The 17,348-nt window shown below is 59.4% G+C and carries 15 protein-coding genes; 9 read left to right on the plus strand and 6 right to left on the minus strand.

The genetic code is table 11. The features are described from left to right. Positions 1-2: 2 nt before the first annotated feature. Genes AC0V6X_RS07135 through plsY form a run of 3 tightly spaced genes read right to left on the minus strand, consistent with a single transcriptional unit; the run spans position 3 to position 2,518 of the window. Positions 3-704: a hypothetical protein gene (locus AC0V6X_RS07135; protein WP_486183883.1), complete on the minus strand. Its 702-nt coding sequence runs from the start codon at positions 702-704 to the stop codon at positions 3-5. Between the two features lie 10 nt (positions 705-714). Further along, positions 715-1,899 (minus strand): DNA-processing protein DprA, encoded by a 1,185-nt coding sequence (gene dprA / locus AC0V6X_RS07140; protein WP_486183884.1) that lies wholly within the window; start codon positions 1,897-1,899, stop codon positions 715-717. A 19-nt stretch (positions 1,900-1,918) separates the two neighbouring features. Continuing rightward, positions 1,919-2,518, minus strand: coding sequence for a glycerol-3-phosphate 1-O-acyltransferase PlsY (plsY, locus tag AC0V6X_RS07145; RefSeq protein ID WP_486183885.1), 600 nt, complete (start codon positions 2,516-2,518; stop codon positions 1,919-1,921). 125 nt (positions 2,519-2,643) lie between these two features. Here plsY and murI point away from each other — a divergent pair, with 125 nt between their 5' ends. The 6 genes from murI to AC0V6X_RS07175 all read left to right on the plus strand — a co-directional run bounded on the left by murI (position 2,644) and on the right by AC0V6X_RS07175 (position 8,516). Next, positions 2,644-3,456, plus strand: coding sequence for a glutamate racemase (gene murI / locus AC0V6X_RS07150; RefSeq protein WP_486183886.1), 813 nt, complete (start codon positions 2,644-2,646; stop codon positions 3,454-3,456). A 148-nt stretch (positions 3,457-3,604) separates the two neighbouring features. Then, positions 3,605-4,825 (plus strand): 5-aminolevulinate synthase, encoded by a 1,221-nt coding sequence (hemA, locus tag AC0V6X_RS07155; RefSeq protein WP_486183887.1) that lies wholly within the window; start codon positions 3,605-3,607, stop codon positions 4,823-4,825. 48 nt (positions 4,826-4,873) lie between these two features. Then, a complete protein-coding gene (locus AC0V6X_RS07160; protein WP_486183888.1) occupies positions 4,874-5,731 on the plus strand; it encodes a TauD/TfdA dioxygenase family protein in 858 nt (285 codons plus the stop codon). Between the two features lie 99 nt (positions 5,732-5,830). Then, a complete protein-coding gene (locus AC0V6X_RS07165) occupies positions 5,831-6,577 on the plus strand; it encodes a hypothetical protein (RefSeq protein ID WP_486183889.1) in 747 nt (248 codons plus the stop codon). A gap of 124 nt (positions 6,578-6,701) precedes the next feature. Beyond that, a complete protein-coding gene (locus AC0V6X_RS07170; protein ID WP_486183890.1) occupies positions 6,702-7,394 on the plus strand; it encodes a nitroreductase in 693 nt (230 codons plus the stop codon). Between the two features lie 87 nt (positions 7,395-7,481). Next, complete coding sequence (locus tag AC0V6X_RS07175; protein ID WP_486183891.1) at positions 7,482-8,516, plus strand: type I restriction endonuclease; 1,035 nt, start codon at positions 7,482-7,484, stop codon at positions 8,514-8,516. A 17-nt stretch (positions 8,517-8,533) separates the two neighbouring features. Here the strand turns inward: AC0V6X_RS07175 and AC0V6X_RS07180 are convergent, their stop codons facing one another. Continuing rightward, entirely contained in the window at positions 8,534-9,739 is a 1,206-nt protein-coding gene (locus AC0V6X_RS07180; protein WP_486183892.1) for a type III PLP-dependent enzyme, read from the minus strand. Between the two features lie 188 nt (positions 9,740-9,927). Next, the gene (locus AC0V6X_RS07185) at positions 9,928-10,485 is read right to left on the minus strand and encodes a LemA family protein (protein WP_486183893.1); all 558 of its coding nucleotides are present in this window, start codon (positions 10,483-10,485) and stop codon (positions 9,928-9,930) included. A 118-nt stretch (positions 10,486-10,603) separates the two neighbouring features. Between AC0V6X_RS07185 and AC0V6X_RS07190 the strand changes: the two genes are divergently transcribed. Beyond that, entirely contained in the window at positions 10,604-11,659 is a 1,056-nt protein-coding gene (locus AC0V6X_RS07190) for a DUF3137 domain-containing protein (RefSeq protein ID WP_486183894.1), read from the plus strand. Positions 11,660-11,663: 4 nt separating this feature from the next. On the opposite strand, the gene AC0V6X_RS07195 is transcribed toward AC0V6X_RS07190, so the two are convergent. After that, positions 11,664-12,857: a carboxynorspermidine decarboxylase gene (locus AC0V6X_RS07195; protein WP_486183895.1), complete on the minus strand. Its 1,194-nt coding sequence runs from the start codon at positions 12,855-12,857 to the stop codon at positions 11,664-11,666. Between the two features lie 116 nt (positions 12,858-12,973). On the opposite strand from AC0V6X_RS07195, the gene AC0V6X_RS07200 reads away from it, so the two are divergent. Both AC0V6X_RS07200 and pepF read left to right on the plus strand, forming a co-directional pair. Beyond that, positions 12,974-15,253, plus strand: a complete 2,280-nt coding sequence (locus AC0V6X_RS07200; protein WP_486183896.1) for a penicillin acylase family protein — start codon at positions 12,974-12,976, stop codon at positions 15,251-15,253. 157 nt (positions 15,254-15,410) lie between these two features. Further along, a complete protein-coding gene (gene pepF / locus AC0V6X_RS07205; protein WP_486183897.1) occupies positions 15,411-17,321 on the plus strand; it encodes an oligoendopeptidase F in 1,911 nt (636 codons plus the stop codon). The last annotated feature ends 27 nt before the right edge of the window (positions 17,322-17,348 follow it).

The raw sequence follows: 17,348 nt of genomic DNA on the forward strand, positions 1-17,348 counted from the left end.
GCTCATTCGAATACCGAAACCAGTGAATTGTCTCCATCGCCCAGCGCGCGGTACGCAGCAACGGACAGGCCCATCAGCACAATCGGCAGAAGGTGCATCCCCACCCAGCCGATAGTGGAAAGGCTACCGGTTCCGCCCAGGGATGTGCCAAACCCATAGTCGAGCAGTCCTTGCCCCGCACCCACGAAAAAGACGAAGACAAAAGCCCAGCCAACCGACAGCACCGAATACACAACGGAAAGCGAAAGCAGGTTCTGATTGCTCGCCTCCCAGCTGTCTCCCATCGCTTGGAATAGGGTGCGGTCTTCGGCGACAAGGTAGGTCGGCGCCATGACCCACTTTGCGCCCAGAATGATGCCGGGGATAAGGAACAGGTTCCAACCAATCGACAGTATGATGCTGAGGAGTATCGCCATGAAGAACAGGCTGAACACCTTGAATTTGGGGTCGTAAGGGAGCCCCGCTCTTTCAAGCACGCGGCGGTAGAGCCAGTATTGCGCTGCAAAATAGCCGAAGAAACTCGCCGGGGCGATCAGGGCGTTTAGCAGGGGGGCGAAGTCAGCGATCAGCCCAGCCACGAAGAACACCGCGAGGTAGATGCCCACCTCTTTCTTGGCGGCTCGCAGGACATCGAAGGTGCCGGAGAACAGCTCTCCAACGCTCACCTGTCGGTTCTGGGCATACCCAGTTCGCGCATAGGCCATGTGTGAAATTCTACCCCTGATCTGCTCCGGCACCTGTGCTAATGCCTGTAAGGGCCACCGCCCCGCCTTCGCGTCGTTCAATCTCGCCCGCCAGCTCCAGCTCAAGCAGAGCCATATGCACCGCAGCCGGGCTTGCCCCTGATTGGCGGATCAATTCGTCCACCGCAATAGGCGCCGTGGAGAGCAGGCCTGCGACCGCCTCTGCGCCTTCTTTCGGGTCAGCCTCCTCCAGCTCGCTGTAGTCAAAGGCGCTGACGTCTTCAGCGACGCGATAGGTTGAGCGCGGGTTGCCGGTGAAGGTTTCGAGCAGTTCGATCACATCGCTCGGTTCATTCACCAGCACCGCCCCGTCGCGGATCAGCTCGTTGCACCCCGTTGAGCGCGTATCGAGCGGGGAGCCGGGGATCGCCATCACCTCGCGCCCAGCCTCTCCCGCCAGCCTTGCGGTGATGAGCGAGCCGGAGCGCGGCGCGGCCTCCACCACCAACGTGCCAGCGGCAAGCCCTGCGATGATGCGGTTGCGGCTAGGGAAATGCCGCCCGCGCGGTTCGGTCTGCGGGGGCTGTTCGGCAATCAGCAGGCCATCGCTTGCAATGCGCTCCTGCAAATCGGCATGCTGCGGGGGATAGGCGATGTCGATGCCGCTCGCGATGACGCCGATGGTCGCTGGGAAAGCGCCCTCATGCGCTGCCCCGTCAATGCCGCGAGCCAGCCCGCTGACCACGGTGTATCCTGCCTCCGCCAGCGCTTTCGCAAAGTCGCGCGCAAGGCGGGTTGCGGCCGCTGAAGCGTTGCGCGCGCCGACCATGGCAACGCAGGGATTGGAGGCGAGCGAGAGGTCGCCGCGGCAGGTGATAATCGGCGGCGCGCTGTCGAGCTCTGCGAGCAGTTCGGGATAATCCGGCTGGTCGTGGAAGAGGTACTTCGCCCCTGCCTTGCGGATTTGCTCAACCTCTTTTTCAACCCAACTGCGAGGTGCCGGGCGATAGGTCTTCTTGCCGCGCGATCCGAGCTCAGGCAGCGCGTCTAACGCGTCCCCCGCATTGCGAAACCGTGCGAGAAGTTGGCGATAGCTGACCGGACCAATATTGGGAGAGCGCAACAGTTGAATGCGCGCAAAAGCCTCGGCCTGGGTGAGCTTTGTCGGCTCGTCCTGCCTTGGTTGGTTGAGCTCTGGCTGCGACCCCGTGCTCATCAGGTGATAGACCTGTGTGTCATGTCTTACTGCCCCCCACTCTCGGTTCCTCGCCCTTCATCAGCCGCCCGATATTTTCCCAATGAAGATAGATAATCAGCGCCGCGACCGCAGCGAGGACCGGGAAGAATTGCGGATAGCCAAACAGAGGAGCGGCAGCAGCAGCGGCGACAACCGCGCTCATCCCGGCAAGGCTAGAGATGCGGAAGATCGCGAGCATGCTGATCCAGATCAGCGCATAGGCTCCACCAATCGCCCAGGCGAGCCCGAAGGCCACGCCAGCATTGGTCGCAACGCCCTTCCCGCCCTTGAATTTCAGCCAGACGGGATAGCAGTGGCCAATGACCGCTCCGCCCGCAGCGAAAGCCTTGGCCACGTCGCCGCTCTCGCCCGCCCAGATGATTCCGGCGGCAAAGACCGGCGCGAAGCCTTTGAGCAGGTCGAGCAGCAACGTGCCCGCCGCGAGGCCCTTATTGCCTGTCCGCAAAACATTGGTCGCGCCGATATTGCCGCTGCCAATCTGGCGCACATCGCCCATCCCCGCCGCTTTGGTCAGGACGAGGCCAAAGGGGATTGAGCCACAGAGATAGCCGAGCAAGGCGGCGAATAAGGCTTCCAAGTCAAAACTCCCTTCGCGCCTCAATCGACTGCCGACGCGACATCACTTGTGTGACGGTGATCTAAGAGTAAGTACGCATGTTCGACAAGGTTGCGTATGCAATCGGGCCAAGGGAAAGCTTCATTTTGACCCCAACTTCCCCAATTTTAATCCTCGACACAGGGCTTGGTGGACTGACGGTCTATGATGCGGTGCGCGATGTATTGCCGGATGCGCCGATCATCTATGCCGCCGATTTTGCGGGCCTGCCCTATGGCACCAAGACCGAGGCTCAAGTCGCTGCGCGCGTCTGCGGTCTGCTGGGCCGCATGAGCGAACGTTTCGCGCCGCGCCTAATCTGCATCGCCTGCAACACGGCCTCGACCATTGCGCTGGGCATGGTGCGCGATGTGCTGGAGGTGCCGATTGTCGGCACTGTCCCCGCTATCAAGCCCGCAGCGCTCGCAACGAAGAGCGGCACAATCGGCTTGCTCGGCACCCAGGCGACGATCCGCCAGCACTATGTGGACGAGCTTGAGCGAGAGTTCGCTTCCGGCAAGACCCTGCTGCGCCATGCCGCGCCCGATCTGGTCGACGAAGCCGAGCGCAAATTGCGCGGGGGCGAAGTGAACCGCGCAGTGATCGCAGCTGCGCTGGATGGGCTAAGCGACCATGACAACGGGCTATGGATCGACCACGTCGTCCTTGGCTGCACCCACTTTCCGCTGCTCGCCGAAGAGCTGCTGGACGTTGCTGTGGGCGATCTGGGTTGGTCTCCGGACACACGCTTTATCGACGGCGCGGCGGGGATAGCTCGTCGCATCGCCCATCTCCTGGACGGCCAAGAACTCTCCAAAACGCAGCCAAACCGCTTCGTCGTCACGGGCACAACGCGCTATAGCGAAGGGCTCGAAAAATTGCTTGCCGAGCGGGGTTTTGGGCCGCTCGAACAGTTCTAAAAACCTGCAAATCACTCGCAAAGATCGCGGTTTAAATACCAGCTCAGATTGCTACATAGTCGCCCCTAGACAGTGGCAGAAACTTTTGCGCACCTCGCGGGTTATATGCCCAGAACGCGCACTGGATTTGAGCAGAATTGGCAGAGTTGTGAACTACAATCAGATCTTCGACCAAGCGATTGACCGCCTGCATGAGGAAGGCCGTTACCGCGTCTTCATCGACATTCTGCGCAACAAGGGTGCCTATCCCAACGCGCGCTGTTTTCACGGTCACAATGGCCCGAAGCCGATCACCGTGTGGTGCTCCAACGACTACCTTTGCATGGGCCAGCACGATGTCGTCATCGGCGCGATGGAAGAGGCTCTGCACGATGTCGGCGCAGGCTCTGGCGGGACGCGCAATATCGGTGGCAACACCCACCTGCATGTCGAGCTGGAGAAGGAACTCGCCGACCTGCACGGTAAAGAGCAAGCGCTGCTCTTCACATCGGGTTATGTCTCAAACGACGCGACGCTTTCGACGCTTGCCAAGCTGCTTCCGGGCTGTGTGATCTTCTCGGATGAGCTGAACCACGCAAGCATGATCGCCGGAATCCGCAATTCGGGCTGCGAGAAGCGCGTCTTCAAGCACAACGACATGGCGCATCTGGAAGAGCTGCTTGCCGCTGAAGACCACAAAACGCCCAAGCTGATCGCTTTCGAGAGCGTCTATTCGATGGACGGCGATGTCGCCCCGATCCACGCGATTTGCGACCTGGCTGAGAAGTACAACGCCCTCACCTATATCGACGAGGTCCACGCGGTCGGCATGTATGGCGACCACGGCGGCGGCATTTCGGAGCGGGACGATGCCGCTGACCGGATCGACATTATCGAGGGCACTCTGGGCAAGGCGTTTGGCGTGATGGGCGGCTATATCGCGGCCGACACACGCGTCGTTGACTGCATCCGCTCTTATGCGCCCGGCTTCATCTTCACGACCTCGCTCTCGCCGGTTCTGGTCGCAGGCGTGCTCGCATCGGTGAAGCACCTCAAGAGCTCGAACGTAGAGCGCAACGCGCAGCAACAGGCCGCTGCAACGCTCAAGCTGAAGTTCGCCGAAGCGGGCCTGCCCGTCATGGACAGCGTCACACATATCGTCCCGCTGATGGTCGGCGACCCCGTGCGCGCCAAGAAGATCAGCGACATCCTGCTCGCCGAGTATGGCGTTTACGTCCAGCCCATCAACTTCCCCACTGTGCCCCGCGGAACCGAGCGCCTGCGCTTCACCCCTGGCCCGCACCACACCGAGGAAATGATGACCGAGCTGACCGAGGCGTTGGTGGAGATATGGGATCGGTTGGAGCTGGAGCTGCGCGAGGCGGCTTGATTACCAACCGGTAATTCCGCAAACTCTCCCCCGAGAGGGAGAGAAACATTGGCCACCACATTCGACCGGACGGCGCTGGATACCGGCGCGCTCAATATTCGTCCGATGACGCCTGCTATCGGGGCAGAGATATTCGGGATCGATCTGGGCGCGGCTGATATCACCGTCAGCATCCCGCAGATCCGCGCGGCTTTGCTGAAGCACGGGGTTATCTTCTTCCGCGATCAGGACCTGACGCAAGAGCAGCACATCGCCTTTGCGCGGCATTTCGGTGAGCTGGAAGTGCATCCCGCCACGCCAAAGGATCAGACCAATCCTGAAGTCCTGCGCATCGCCCATGGTCCCAAGAGCCGGGGGCAGGAAAATTACTGGCACTCCGACGTCACATGGCGCGAAGAACCCTCACTCGGTTCCATCTTGCTGGCGCGCGAAGTGCCGGAAGTTGGCGGCGACACTCTGTTTGCCAACATGCACCTCGCTTACGAGCGGCTGTCGGAGCAGATGCAGCGGTTTTGCGAGAGCCTAACCGCCGTCCATGACATCGCCCGAGTCTTTGCCAAACGCCTCGGCAAGCGACCCGAGGAACTGCATGGCAAATATCCGCCCATGCGCCATCCCGTGATCCGCACCCATCCCGAAACCGGCGAGCGAGTGATCTACGTCAACACCGCTTTCACTTCGCATATTGAGGGTCTGTCGGCAGAGGAGAGCCGCTGGCTGCTCGATCACCTTTACAAGACCGCAATGGACGCCGAAATCCAGTGCCGCTTTCGTTGGCAGAAGGGCTCCATCGCGTTCTGGGACAATCGCGTGTGCCAGCACCTCGCCGCCTCCGACTACTTCCCCGCACGCCGCGTGATGGAGCGAGTGACGATTGCAGGCGATAAGCCGTACTTCGATGCATAAATCGACCAAAAGCTACAATCAAAAATACTAGAAAGAACTAAAGTCTTGCCATAACAAAATATCGGGCCGTGTTGTGTTCCTCTAAAGATGGAGACGATTATGCCTGACCCCGATAAAAAAGAAGACGAAGAAAAGCCTGAAATCTCACGAGATCTTCAGAAAATACTTGATGCATTGAGCTCTGACGAGCTTAAGGCCATTCTCGACACTCTTAAGAGTCCAGAAGTTGAGGCGGTTAAAGAAGGCGCGAGCATCGTTATTGACCTCGTCAAATGGATTCTTGAGCCCGCCAAATACACCGAATGGGTCGAGACCAAGAACTCCAATATCACCGAAATTCCGCGTACCAAAAATGGGAGGCCAAAAGCCTACGCACCCTTCGTCAGCGCCAAGATCACTGATGTGGAGTGCATGAAAGATCAGAAGGGTTGGCTGAAGGTAACGATCGTGCTTTCGGCCCAATCGGGTCTTGATGACGATGAGATCAAGATGCTTCGCCTTCAGCTGCCATCGCGCGATTGCAACGGCTACCGCCCAGGCGGGATCAATGATTTGCCGCGCAAATTCTCCGGTGACAACGAAAGGGAGACAGCGACCTACACGATGGAGATCAAGTGCTCCGACCTGATCTCGCGCAACGATAGAAAAGTCGACGTCTTCATATGGGCGGAACTCTACGTGGCCGACGATGATGGCAATGAACGAAGGGTTTGGGTCAAGCTGGCCAGCCCAAAACTCGACAAGGTTGTAACGGAGTGCTGCACGACTGATGGCACCATACCGATCCAACCAGGCCATACACCGCCCTCAACACCTGCTCCGGCACCGGCACCGTCTGGACATTGATTGTAAGGAACGCGCTACGGCATCGCAGAGTCACACAGCTGATGCTCCGATGCCGTAGCGTCCTTTGCCTTGTCCCTTGGCTGCGCTAGCTCTCGCACAAACAAGATTCGGGAGAGACACGCGCATGTACGGCAATCCAGACCAGAAATATGACGAAGTGGTGCTCGGGCGGCGCTCGATCCGGGGCTATCTGGACAAGCCTGTCCCTCAGGAATTGCTCAAAGAGATCCTCGGTATGGCGATGCGCTCGCCGTCCTCGATGAACACGCAGCCTTATCACTTTCACGTCATCACCGGAGAGCCGCTCGACCGCATCCGCAAGGGCAACACTGAGCGCATTCTTGCCGGCGAGCCGGACAGCCGCGAATTCCGCAAGGGGCATCCGTTCCAAGGCGTTCACCGCGACCGGCAGGTGGGCTGCGCGATTCAGTTGTTCGAGGCGATGGGCATTGGGCGCGAGGATAAGGAAAAGCGTACAGACTGGGTGCTGCGTGGCTTCCGCCAGTTCGACGCGCCGGTCTGCGTGATCATCACCTATGACAAGGAGCTCTCCGACGCAGACGATACTGTCTTCGATTGCGGAGCGGTTACCACCGCCCTCGTCAACGCGGCTTGGTCACGGGGCCTTGGCTGCGTCATCAACTCGCAAGGGATCATGCAAAGCCCCGTCGTGCGCGAACACGCCTCGATCCCCGACGATCAAGTGATCATGAAAGCCGTCGCCATGGGCTGGCCGGATGAGGACTTCCCCGCAAACCCGGTGAAGATCACGCGGCGGAGCGTTGAGGAAGCGGCGACCTTTGTGGGGTTTGATTGAGCGTACTGTTTGGCAGGTCTCTACTTAGCTCTTGTGATCGCTGGATCGTGCAATTTGCACAATACTGCATTTACTAAGGGGCAGGACATGGAACTCGAAGTCAAACTCGAATCATTGATGGAAAAAGCCAACAAGCATCGTGAATTTCTTGAGACCGAGGAGGCAGCGAAGTTAGCGCTGGTTGTACCGTTCTTGCAGGCTCTAGGCTACGACACAGCAAACCCAGCCGAGGTTATTCCCGAGTTTACAGCAGATGTGGCAACTAAGAAGGGCGAAAAAGTAGACTTTGCGATCTGCATTGATGGCGCTGTCAGTATGCTGATCGAATGCAAACCAATATCACAAGAGCTAAATCTGAAGCACGCTTCTCAACTTTATCGCTACTTTAGTGTGACAGACGCTAAATTTGCTATTCTTACAAATGGCGCAACATATAAATTTTACTCTGATCTAGATGCAACAAACAAGATGGACGACAAGCCGTTTTTCGAGTTCGACATCTGTAAGTTGAAGAAATCTGACTTTCGTCACATTGCGAAATTTCAACGTTCGGGATTTGATGTTGAAGCGATTACTGAGACAGCTGCAAATCTTCAGATGGAGACGGCTGTCACAAAGACGCTCCAGAAAGAGATGGCTGAACCATCTGACGAGCTTGTAAGGCTGGTTGGATCACAGGTGATTGAGGGTCGCCTAACGGCAGGGGCAAAATCGGCAATAAAGCGGCATATCCCAAACGCTTTCAGTGCAATACTAAGAGAACGACTGAACGACAGACTCACATCAGCACTTGATGAGGGTGGCGAGGAAGAGCCTGCAAGCGCCAGCGAGTATGAGACAACCGCCGAGGAAATCGAAGGCTTTCAAATTGTTCGAGCAATCGCTTCCGAACTGGTATCCCCTGATCGCGTCTACATCAGAGACTCCAAGTCTTATTGTGCCGTCCTGCTGGATGACAACAATCGCAAGCCAATCGTAAGGCTTTGGTTTAACTCCGACTCAGTAAAATATGTCGGAACGTTCGACGAAAGCAAAGAGGAAACCCGACAGGCGATTACGTACGTATCCGATATCTATGGTCACCGAGAACTCATTCTCTCAAGAATACGTGCAATGCTTTGAGACCTTAAGACTAAGCCCTACCGCAAGTTCACCACATTGTCGGAGGCCTCGCGCAGGCGGCTGCCGTCGAACATGCTTGCCATGGGCTCGTCAGTGACGACCACCACTTCCGCGTCGCCAAAGCCGTTGAAGCCGGTCTTCATCGCCGCGCCATATGCGCCGAGCATTCCGATCTCGATGAAGTCGCCGGCCTGAATGTCTCCGGGCAGCGGGAACGGGCCGGCCATGTAGTCGGCATCGTCGCAGGTTGGGCCGAAGAAGGCGAAGTCCTCCATCGGGTCGCGCAGATCGTCCTCCAGCGCCACGACAGGGAAGCGCCAGGCAACATGGGCGGCATCGTAGAGCGCGCCGTAGGCTCCGTCATTGATGTAAAGCTCCGCCCCGCGGCGTTTCTCAACCCGCACGATCATGCTGGAATATTCCGCACACAGCGCCCTGCCCGGCTCGCACCACAGCTCTGCGTTGTAGGCGATAGGCAGCGTTTCGAAATGCTGCGCAATGAGCGCGAAATAGTCTTCTAGCGGAGGCGGCTCCATGTCGGGATAGATGCTCGGGAAACCGCCGCCCACATCAATCATGTCGATGACCACGCTGGCCTCACCAATCGCGGCGCGGGTGCGGTCCATGGCTTGGACGAAGGCGAAGGGCGTCATCGCCTGGCTGCCGACATGGAAGCACACGCCTAGCCAGTCGCAATGCTGGCGGGCCTGTTGTAGCAGCGCAGGCGCTTCGAGGAGGTCGCAGCCGAATTTTGCGGCAAGGCTCAGTTGCGCATATTCGCTTGAGACACGCAGCCGGACGCACAGGCGCAGATCACTGGCCGGTTCACCCGTTTCGGGGTCCGCGCAGGCCTCAACGATCTTCTCCAGCTCTTCGATGGAATCGAGCGAGAAGGTTTTGACGCCGTGCTGGTGATAGGCTTCGGCGATAGCGCGGCGGCGCTTGATCGGGTGCATGAAGCACAAGGTCGCATCCGGAAGAGCTTCGCGCACCAGACGCACCTCAGCAATCGAGGCGACGTCATAATGCGTCACGCCAGCATCCCACAGCACTTCGATCAGGTCAGGTGCAGGATTGGCTTTGACGGCATAGAGCACCTTGCCGGGAAACTTCTCGACAAAGAATTGCGCAGCCCGCCGCGCCGCATGCGGGCGGTTGAGGATCACGGGCTCTTCAGGTGCGAGCTCTCGCGCTACAGATTTTGCGTCAGGGTAGGTGTGCAACTCAAGGGACCCCCTAAAACGGTTCGTATAAACCGGAGCGTTTCAACAAGGCTGCCTTGCGGAGAGTCCCTTGGGGCAGAGCGTGGCCGTATAAGACATTTGTGGCGGCGTGCAACTCAAAAGCCGCTCGCCGCCACAATCATGTTTCAATACTAATCTTGACGGAAGGATCGGTTCCGCAGTTGCGCTTAGAAAGCGACGTTGGGCACCTGATCGACCGTACCACGCTCGGAATCGTCGAGCTTGTTGAAGTCGGCCTCAGCAAAGCCAAGCATGCCTGCAAACAGCACAGCGGGGAAGCTTTCACGCGCAGTGTTGAAGCGCGACACAGCCGCGTTCAGCGCACGGCGAGCAGCCGCCAGCTTGTCTTCGATATTGGCAAGTTCACCCTGCAATTCCTGGAAGTTCGCCGACGCTTTAAGGTCGGGATAGGCCTCTCCCAGAGCCAGCAGATTGTCGAGCGCGATCTTGAGTCCCTGCTCAGACCCGCTGTCCGGGTTGCCCTTGGCTGCGACGTTGCGCGCCTGAATAACCGCTTCGAGCGTGGTGGCTTCGTGGCCGGCATAGCCCTTCACCGTCTCGACAAGGTTCGGGATCAGGTCATGCCGCTGACGCAGCTGCGCATCAATGTCTGCCGTGCCCTGAAGCACATTCTGCCTCAAGCCGACGAGATTGTTGTAAATGCCGATCACCCCGACCAAGATCAGGACGACCACGCCAAGAATAATCCAACCCATGAAACCCATTTTGTGCTCCTCCTTTACCGAGCGGGACTATAATGGCAGGAATTCGTTAAGGAAAAGGGCACTTTTTAACGAATTTCGGCTAAACTGGCTTGTGTAAGCAGTTCGGGATAGGGTCTAAATGCAAGCGAACACGCAAAAACTGATGGACGGGGAACTGGGCCAGTGGCTCAATTCTCAGGAAGCCATGCGCGCGCAGGCCAAGGAAAAGGCCAGCACACGCTGGCTCTATGGCGGCATTGGCGCGGGGGTCGTGATTGCGCTGTTGATTGCCTTTGGCCTGCTGTTCTCAAGCATCGGATTGTTCGTTGCCATGGGTGCAGCGGGCGCGGCCTATGGCTGGGGCTACATGGTCATCGCCGAGGCGAAGAAGGAAGTGAAGACCGGCATCAACGCTGCCATCGCGCGTGACCTTGGCATCTCTTACGACCACGATGTCGAACCCGGTGAGGAATACCGCCATGCGCGCGTCTATGGTTTGCTCCCCAGCAATGACCGCAAGAATTTCGAAGATCGCTGGTATGGTGAGCTCGAAGGACACCGCTTCAACCTCTACGAAGCGCATCTCGAAGAGCGGCGCGGGTCGGGCAAGCATCAGCGCTGGGTCACGGTGTTTCGCGGTGCGGTGATCGATATGGGCTTTGGCCGCAATTTCCACTCGACGACGCTGCTCCAACGCAAGGGCAAGCATAAGAAATTCTTCGGCCTTGGCGGGCGCGCGGACCATGCGACTTTCGATGGCCACCGGCTCGATTTTGTCGATCAGGTCCATCCCGACTTTGAAGACGTGTTTGAGGTGTGGAGCGACGATCAGGTCGAAGCCCGCGTTCTGATCCACCCGTCCTACGTCGAACACCTGCTTTCCTTGGAGAAAGCTTTTGACGGTAAGGCCGTGCGCGCCCTCTTCCGACGCGGCGAAGTGATTGTGACGGTGGAGAGCGGCAATCTGTTCGAAAGCGGCTCCATGGACGCAAGCCAGGACCGCGCCATGGTCGCCAAGACGGCCGAGCAATTCGCAGCGATGGCGCGCCTCGCCACAGCGATCAACCAGAATGAGCGCGGACGGGTGCTGAACCAGCGTCCCGACAAGCCCACCACCAAAGCGCCTGAGATCACCGAAACAGCGCGGGAAACGGCCCGCCCTGCTCCGGGAGGATTCGGACGCAAGGGGCTTTAGGCGGTTAGCTCAGCCTGTCGCGGAAATCGGCATATTCGAAGCGCTTCACACATTCGAGCGCGTCGGTCTCTGAATCCCACATCCAGATGCTGGGTAGAGGCACGCCGTTGAAAGTGTTGGTCTTCACCATCGAATAATGCGCCTGATCGAGGAAAGCGAAGCGCGCGCCGGGCTCGGCTGGCACGGGCAAGCGATAGTCTCCGATGACGTCTCCGGCGAGGCAGGATGGACCGCCCAATCGGATCGGGATTTGGTCTTCGTCGGTCAATTCACCGAGCATGGCGGGGCGATACGGGGCCTCCAGCACATCGGGCATGTGGCATGTGGCGGAGATATCGGTGATGCCAAAGGGCACTTCATTGATGCCGCTATCGAGCAAGGTTCCAACCAATATCCCAGCATCGAGCGCAACTGCCTCTCCAGGCTCCAAGATGATCTCCGCGCCTGTGTCTTCGGCGGCATCGCGCAGGAATTCGATCAGTTCGTCGCGCTCATAGTCGGCGCGGGTGATGTGGTGCCCGCCGCCCATATTGATCCATTTGAGCTGCCCGAAATACGGCTCAATCGCGTCGAACACCCGGTCCCAAGTCTGGCGCAGCGGCTCAAAGGTCTGCTCGCACAGATTGTGGAAGTGAATGCCCTCCACACCCTCCATCGCCTCTTCAGTCAGCTGGTCGATGGGGAAGCCAAGCCGTGATCCGGGCGCGCTGGGATCGTATTTGGCGACCTCGCCCGTTGCGACCATCGGATTGAGGCGCAGTCCGACCGAGACATCGCCTCCAGTCGTTGCCGCGTGGTCGAGGATCAGCGCGGCGCGCTTCATCTGCGCGGGTGAGTTGAAAATCACATGGTCAGACAGGCGGCACACCTCCTCCAGATCCTCGGGCTTGAAGGCGGCGGAGTAGGTCGCGATCTCGCCATCGTAGAATTCGGACGCCAGCCGCGCTTCCCACAGCCCGCTGGTCGCCACCCCGTCGAGGTATTCGCCAATTAGCGGCGCTGCTGACCACATGGAGAAGGCCTTCAAGGCGCTGAAAACCTTGATCGACCCGCCATCGCTTGCCGCCTCGTCACGGATCTCGGCGAGGATCTGGCAATTGCGGCGCAGCTTGGCCGCGTCCACGACAAAGGCGGGGCTGTCGACACGCGACAGATCGAAGTCGGCAAAGGCGCCGGGATGGCCTGCTTTGGTTTCCATGGGGACCATTTAGTCGAAGTTTCGCCCATGTCATCGTCTGAAAGTGCGCTTGGCCCGCTTGTGATGCAGGCGCGCGTCTCTTAAGCCTCCGCCCGAGAGAGATTTTGGAGAGAGATATGCGCGCCCTGACTTCATCTTTGGCCCTGATTGCGGCTGCCCTAGGCACAGCGGCACAGGCGCAGGATGATCCACAATACGACGTCACAATCACGCGCACGACCTATAACATTCCACATATCCAGTCAGAGACATGGGGCGGTGTCGGATACGGGGTCGCCTATGCCTATGCGCAGGACAATGTCTGCATGTTGGCAGAGGAATTTGCGACGCTTGCCGGTACGCGCAGCCTCTATTGGGGGCCGGAAGACCGCTCGGTTCTTGGATTCACGCCGGTAGACAATCTCACCTCCGACATCTTCTTCCGCGCGCGGCTTGATGTGGAGGCTCTGCGCGCAGGCTGGTCCTCCCAAAGCGCGACATCGCGCGACCTCGTCGATGGATATGTCGCAGGCTACAACCGTTATCTGAGCGATGCTGGGCCAGAAGGCCTGCCCGAGGCGTGTCGGGGCGCTGATTGGGTCCAGCCCATCACCCGCGACGACATGCTGCGCCTCAACGAAAAGCAGATGCTGCTGGCAAGTTCGCTGGCGCTGGCTCCCGGGATTGCAGCGGCTCAGCCGCCCGGTTCTGAGGGCGAGGAGCTGGCGGTCATTATCGAACCGCATGAGGATCTCACCTATGGCTCAAATGGGTGGGCCTTTGGTGGAGATGCGACTGCCGATGGCCAAGGCCTGCTGATCGGCAATCCGCATTTTCCCTGGGCGGGCCCCTCGCGCTTCTGGCAGCTGCATGTGACCGGCCCGGATGGGTACGACGCAATGGGCACTGGCATTGCGGGCACGCCGATTGTGACGCTGGGCTTTAACAAGGACATCGCCTGGACCCACACCGTGACAGCCGCGCGGCATTTCACGATCTATGCCCTCACCCTCGCAAGCGATGATCCCACCGTCTACATCGTCGATGGCGAGCGGCGGGCAATGGTGGCGAAGACCGTCTCCGTACCCATGCCCGATGGCGCGCCAGCGGTGGAGCGCACGCTTTATGAGACCGATTTCGGCCCTGTCGTCACCCTGCCCGGCACGCCGATGGCTTGGGGCGAGCAGCTTGCCTTCACCTTGCGCGATGCCAATGCAGGCAATCAGCGCGCGATCGACACATGGGTCGCGATTGGTCAGTCGAGCAATGTGCAGGAAATTGAGGACGCGATCAGTGAGACCCTCGGCATTCCATGGGTCAACACCATCGCCGCCGACCGCGAGGGCAACGCTCTGCACGCCGACATCACCGCAGTACCGGGCGTGTCGGCTGAGTTTGCGGCAAGCTGCGGGACACCGTTTTCAGGGCTCGTCGCGGACCGAGTGACCCTGCTCGACGGGACACGTTCGCAGTGCAATTGGCGCGCAGCGGATGGCGGGTCTGCGGACGGGTTGCTGCCTGCCGAAGACCAAGCTTCGCGCATTCGCCGCGATTATGTCACCAACTCCAACGACAGCTACTGGATCAGCAATCCGGCCGAGCCATACCGCCAGCTCTCCCCCATTCTGGGCGATTATGAAGAAGCGCTGAGCCTGCGCACGCGTTCCAACTTCATCGAGACACAGGCGGCGCTGTCCCGCGGGATGATGGATCGATTTGGCGCAAAAGCGCTCGTCTTCGGTAATCACAGCCTCGCCGCTGACATGGCGGTCGATCCGGTGCTCGAGCTGTGTGAGGGCGCTCAAGGGCTGGAGGCTGCTTGTGCCGCGCTCGCTGGATGGGACCGTAAGTTCGAGATCGAGAGCAAGGGCGCCTATCTCTTCGCCGCCTTCTGGGAGAAGGTGCGCGGCAACAACAACCTATGGGCCGTGCCCTTCGACACAGCTGATCCGGTGGGGACACCACATACGCTCCGAACGGAAGGCGCAGCGGGAGAGACGCTACTAGCTGCCCTCTCCGAAGCCGCCAGCGATCTGGAGAACGCCGGCATTGCGCTCGATGCACGTTGGGGCGATGTGCAGGCCTACCGCGTCATCGACGCCGACGGAGAGCCGCGCGCCATCCCGCTCCATGGTGGACCGGGCGTTGCGGGCGTGCTCAACATGCAGCGCGGGCGATTGGTCGAGGGCGGCATCCACCCCGTCCACGGGTCGAGCTACATCCAGATCGTCGGCTTTGACGAGAACGGCCCGGTTGCTGACGCAATCTTGTCCTACTCCCAATCGACCGATCCAAACTCACCGCACTACTCCGACCAGACCGAGCTCTACTCAGCCAAGGAATGGCACCGCCTGCCCTTCTCGCCGGAGGATATCGCGGCGGCTCAGGTTGGCGAAGAGTTGCGGCTGACGGAGTAGCGTCCTCCTCCTATTCAGCGCGCGTCAAACCGGCTCTCGCTAGGCACAAAACGTTCGCAGACGCGTATCGTTTGTTGAACCGATGGCGCTTGTCTTGGAGCTTCCGCTCGCCTTCGCCTCCGCTCACGATTTTCTGTTCCGAAAGGTCCTATCTCCCATGACTAAGTTCCTCACCCGCTCGATCAGCGCTGCCGCACTCGCCACCGCGCTTTCGCTTGGCGCTGCTTCCCCTGCCTTCGCCCAAGACACCGCCGCGACCGAGGCCAGCGAACCCGCAGTGGATGAGCGTTATGTCTGGGACCTCACCCCATTTTACGCGACGATGGAGGACTGGGAGGCCGAGCTGGAGCGGCTCCGCGCTGAGACCGACCGGCTGGAGCCGTTCAAGGGCCGCCTTGGCGACAGCGCGGCGACCTTGCTGACCGCGCTTGACGTGAACTCGGATTACAACAAGGAATTGTCGCGCGTCTGGACCTATGCCTCCAACCTGCGCAACACCAATCTCGGCGATCCCAAGGGTCAAGAGATGGTGGGCCGCCTGCAAGCCGTCGCACAGGCCGCGAGCGCAGAGTCCAGTTTTATGGTGCCAGAGATCGTCGCAATCGGCGAAGAGCGTCTGATGGGCTTCATTGCCGAAGAGCCGGGTTTGGAAAAGCACGCCTTGTTCTTGCGCAATGTGATGCGCCAGTCCGAGCACGTCCTTTCACCTGAAACCGAGCAAGTCCTCAGCCTGATGGGCACCGCCTTGGGGGCATCGCAGAACGCACGCGACCTGCTCGCCAATGCGGAAATCGAGTGGCCGACGATCACTTTGTCCGACGGCACCGAGATCACGGTTAGCCAAGCGGGTTACGGCCTTTACCGCCAAGCTCCGAACCGCGAAGATCGGATTGCAGTCTTCGATGCCTTCTGGGGCACCTGGGCCAAGTATGAGAGCACTCTGGGCGCGAACCTCAATGGCGAAGTGCAGGCCAATGTCGCCGCCGCCAAAGCGCGCAATTACGACAACACGCTGCAATACTTCCTGTCCGGCGACAACATTCCGGAGGAAGTCTACCGCACCCTTGTCCAAGTCACGAATGACCGGATCGACGTCCTCCATCGCTATTTCCGCCTGCGCGCTCGCATGCTGGAAATCGACGATCTGGGCTATCACGACATCTACCCGTCATTGGTCGAAACCGACCTGACCTTCCCCATCGACGAAACCCGCGACCATGTGCTCGCTTCGATGGAGCCGCTGGGTGAGGAGTACACGCGCAAGTTTGCCGAAGCCTCGTTGGAGCGCTGGATGCATGTCTATCCGCAACCCGGCAAGCGCTCGGGCGCTTACATGTCCGGTGCAGCTTACGATGTGCACCCTCTGATCCTGCTGAACCATCAGGACGACTACAATTCCGCCTCAACCTATGCCCATGAATGGGGCCACGGGATGCACCAGGTGCTGACCAACGAGAACCAGCCCTATGAGCTCGCCGACTTCTCGATCTTCACCACTGAAATCGCCGCGATTGCAGCGGAACTGATGCTGCAAGAGCATATGCTGGAAAACGCCCAAAGCGACGAAGAGCGGCTCTACTATCTTGGCTCAGCTTTGGAGGCGATGCGCGGGACCTACTTCCGCCAGGTTATGTTCTCCGAATTCGAGCTCGCCATCCACGAAGCGGTCGAGCGCGGCGAGGCCCTGACCGGTACGCGCATGACCGAGATTTATGGCGAGATCCTCGAACGCTATCACGGCCATGACCAGGGTGTGATGACGATCCAGGACCGCGAGAAGGTCGAGTGGGCTTACATCCCGCACTTCTATTACAACTTCTACGTCTACCAATATGCGACCTCGATCGCGGGGGCGGCCTATTTCGTGGAGCAGCTCAATGAAAATCCTGACGAGGCGCGCGAGACCTATCTGGAGTTTTTGAAGGCCGGTGGATCGGACTATCCGGTCGACATTCTGAAGGATGCTGGCCTCGATATGACCACGCCTGCGCCCTATAACGCAGTGATCGACCGGATGGACGCTGTGATGGATGAAATCGAAGCCATCTTGGATCGGCGCGGCGAATGACCTAGAGAGCGGGTCGATACTGATCCG

It is taken from the genome of Erythrobacter sp. S267 (assembly GCF_057365045.1).

Coding starts and splice junctions, on each gene's coding strand:
- AC0V6X_RS07135 (WP_486183883.1), bottom strand. CDS start 704: ATGGCCTATGCGCGAACTGGGTATGCCCAGAACCGACAGGTGAGCGTT.
- dprA (WP_486183884.1), bottom strand. CDS start 1,899: ATGAGCACGGGGTCGCAGCCAGAGCTCAACCAACCAAGGCAGGACGAG.
- AC0V6X_RS07165 (WP_486183889.1), top strand. CDS start 5,831: ATGCCTGACCCCGATAAAAAAGAAGACGAAGAAAAGCCTGAAATCTCA.
- AC0V6X_RS07170 (WP_486183890.1), top strand. CDS start 6,702: ATGTACGGCAATCCAGACCAGAAATATGACGAAGTGGTGCTCGGGCGG.
- AC0V6X_RS07175 (WP_486183891.1), top strand. CDS start 7,482: ATGGAACTCGAAGTCAAACTCGAATCATTGATGGAAAAAGCCAACAAG.
- AC0V6X_RS07185 (WP_486183893.1), bottom strand. CDS start 10,485: ATGGGTTTCATGGGTTGGATTATTCTTGGCGTGGTCGTCCTGATCTTG.
- AC0V6X_RS07190 (WP_486183894.1), top strand. CDS start 10,604: ATGCAAGCGAACACGCAAAAACTGATGGACGGGGAACTGGGCCAGTGG.
- AC0V6X_RS07195 (WP_486183895.1), bottom strand. CDS start 12,857: ATGGAAACCAAAGCAGGCCATCCCGGCGCCTTTGCCGACTTCGATCTG.
- AC0V6X_RS07200 (WP_486183896.1), top strand. CDS start 12,974: ATGCGCGCCCTGACTTCATCTTTGGCCCTGATTGCGGCTGCCCTAGGC.
- pepF (WP_486183897.1), top strand. CDS start 15,411: ATGACTAAGTTCCTCACCCGCTCGATCAGCGCTGCCGCACTCGCCACC.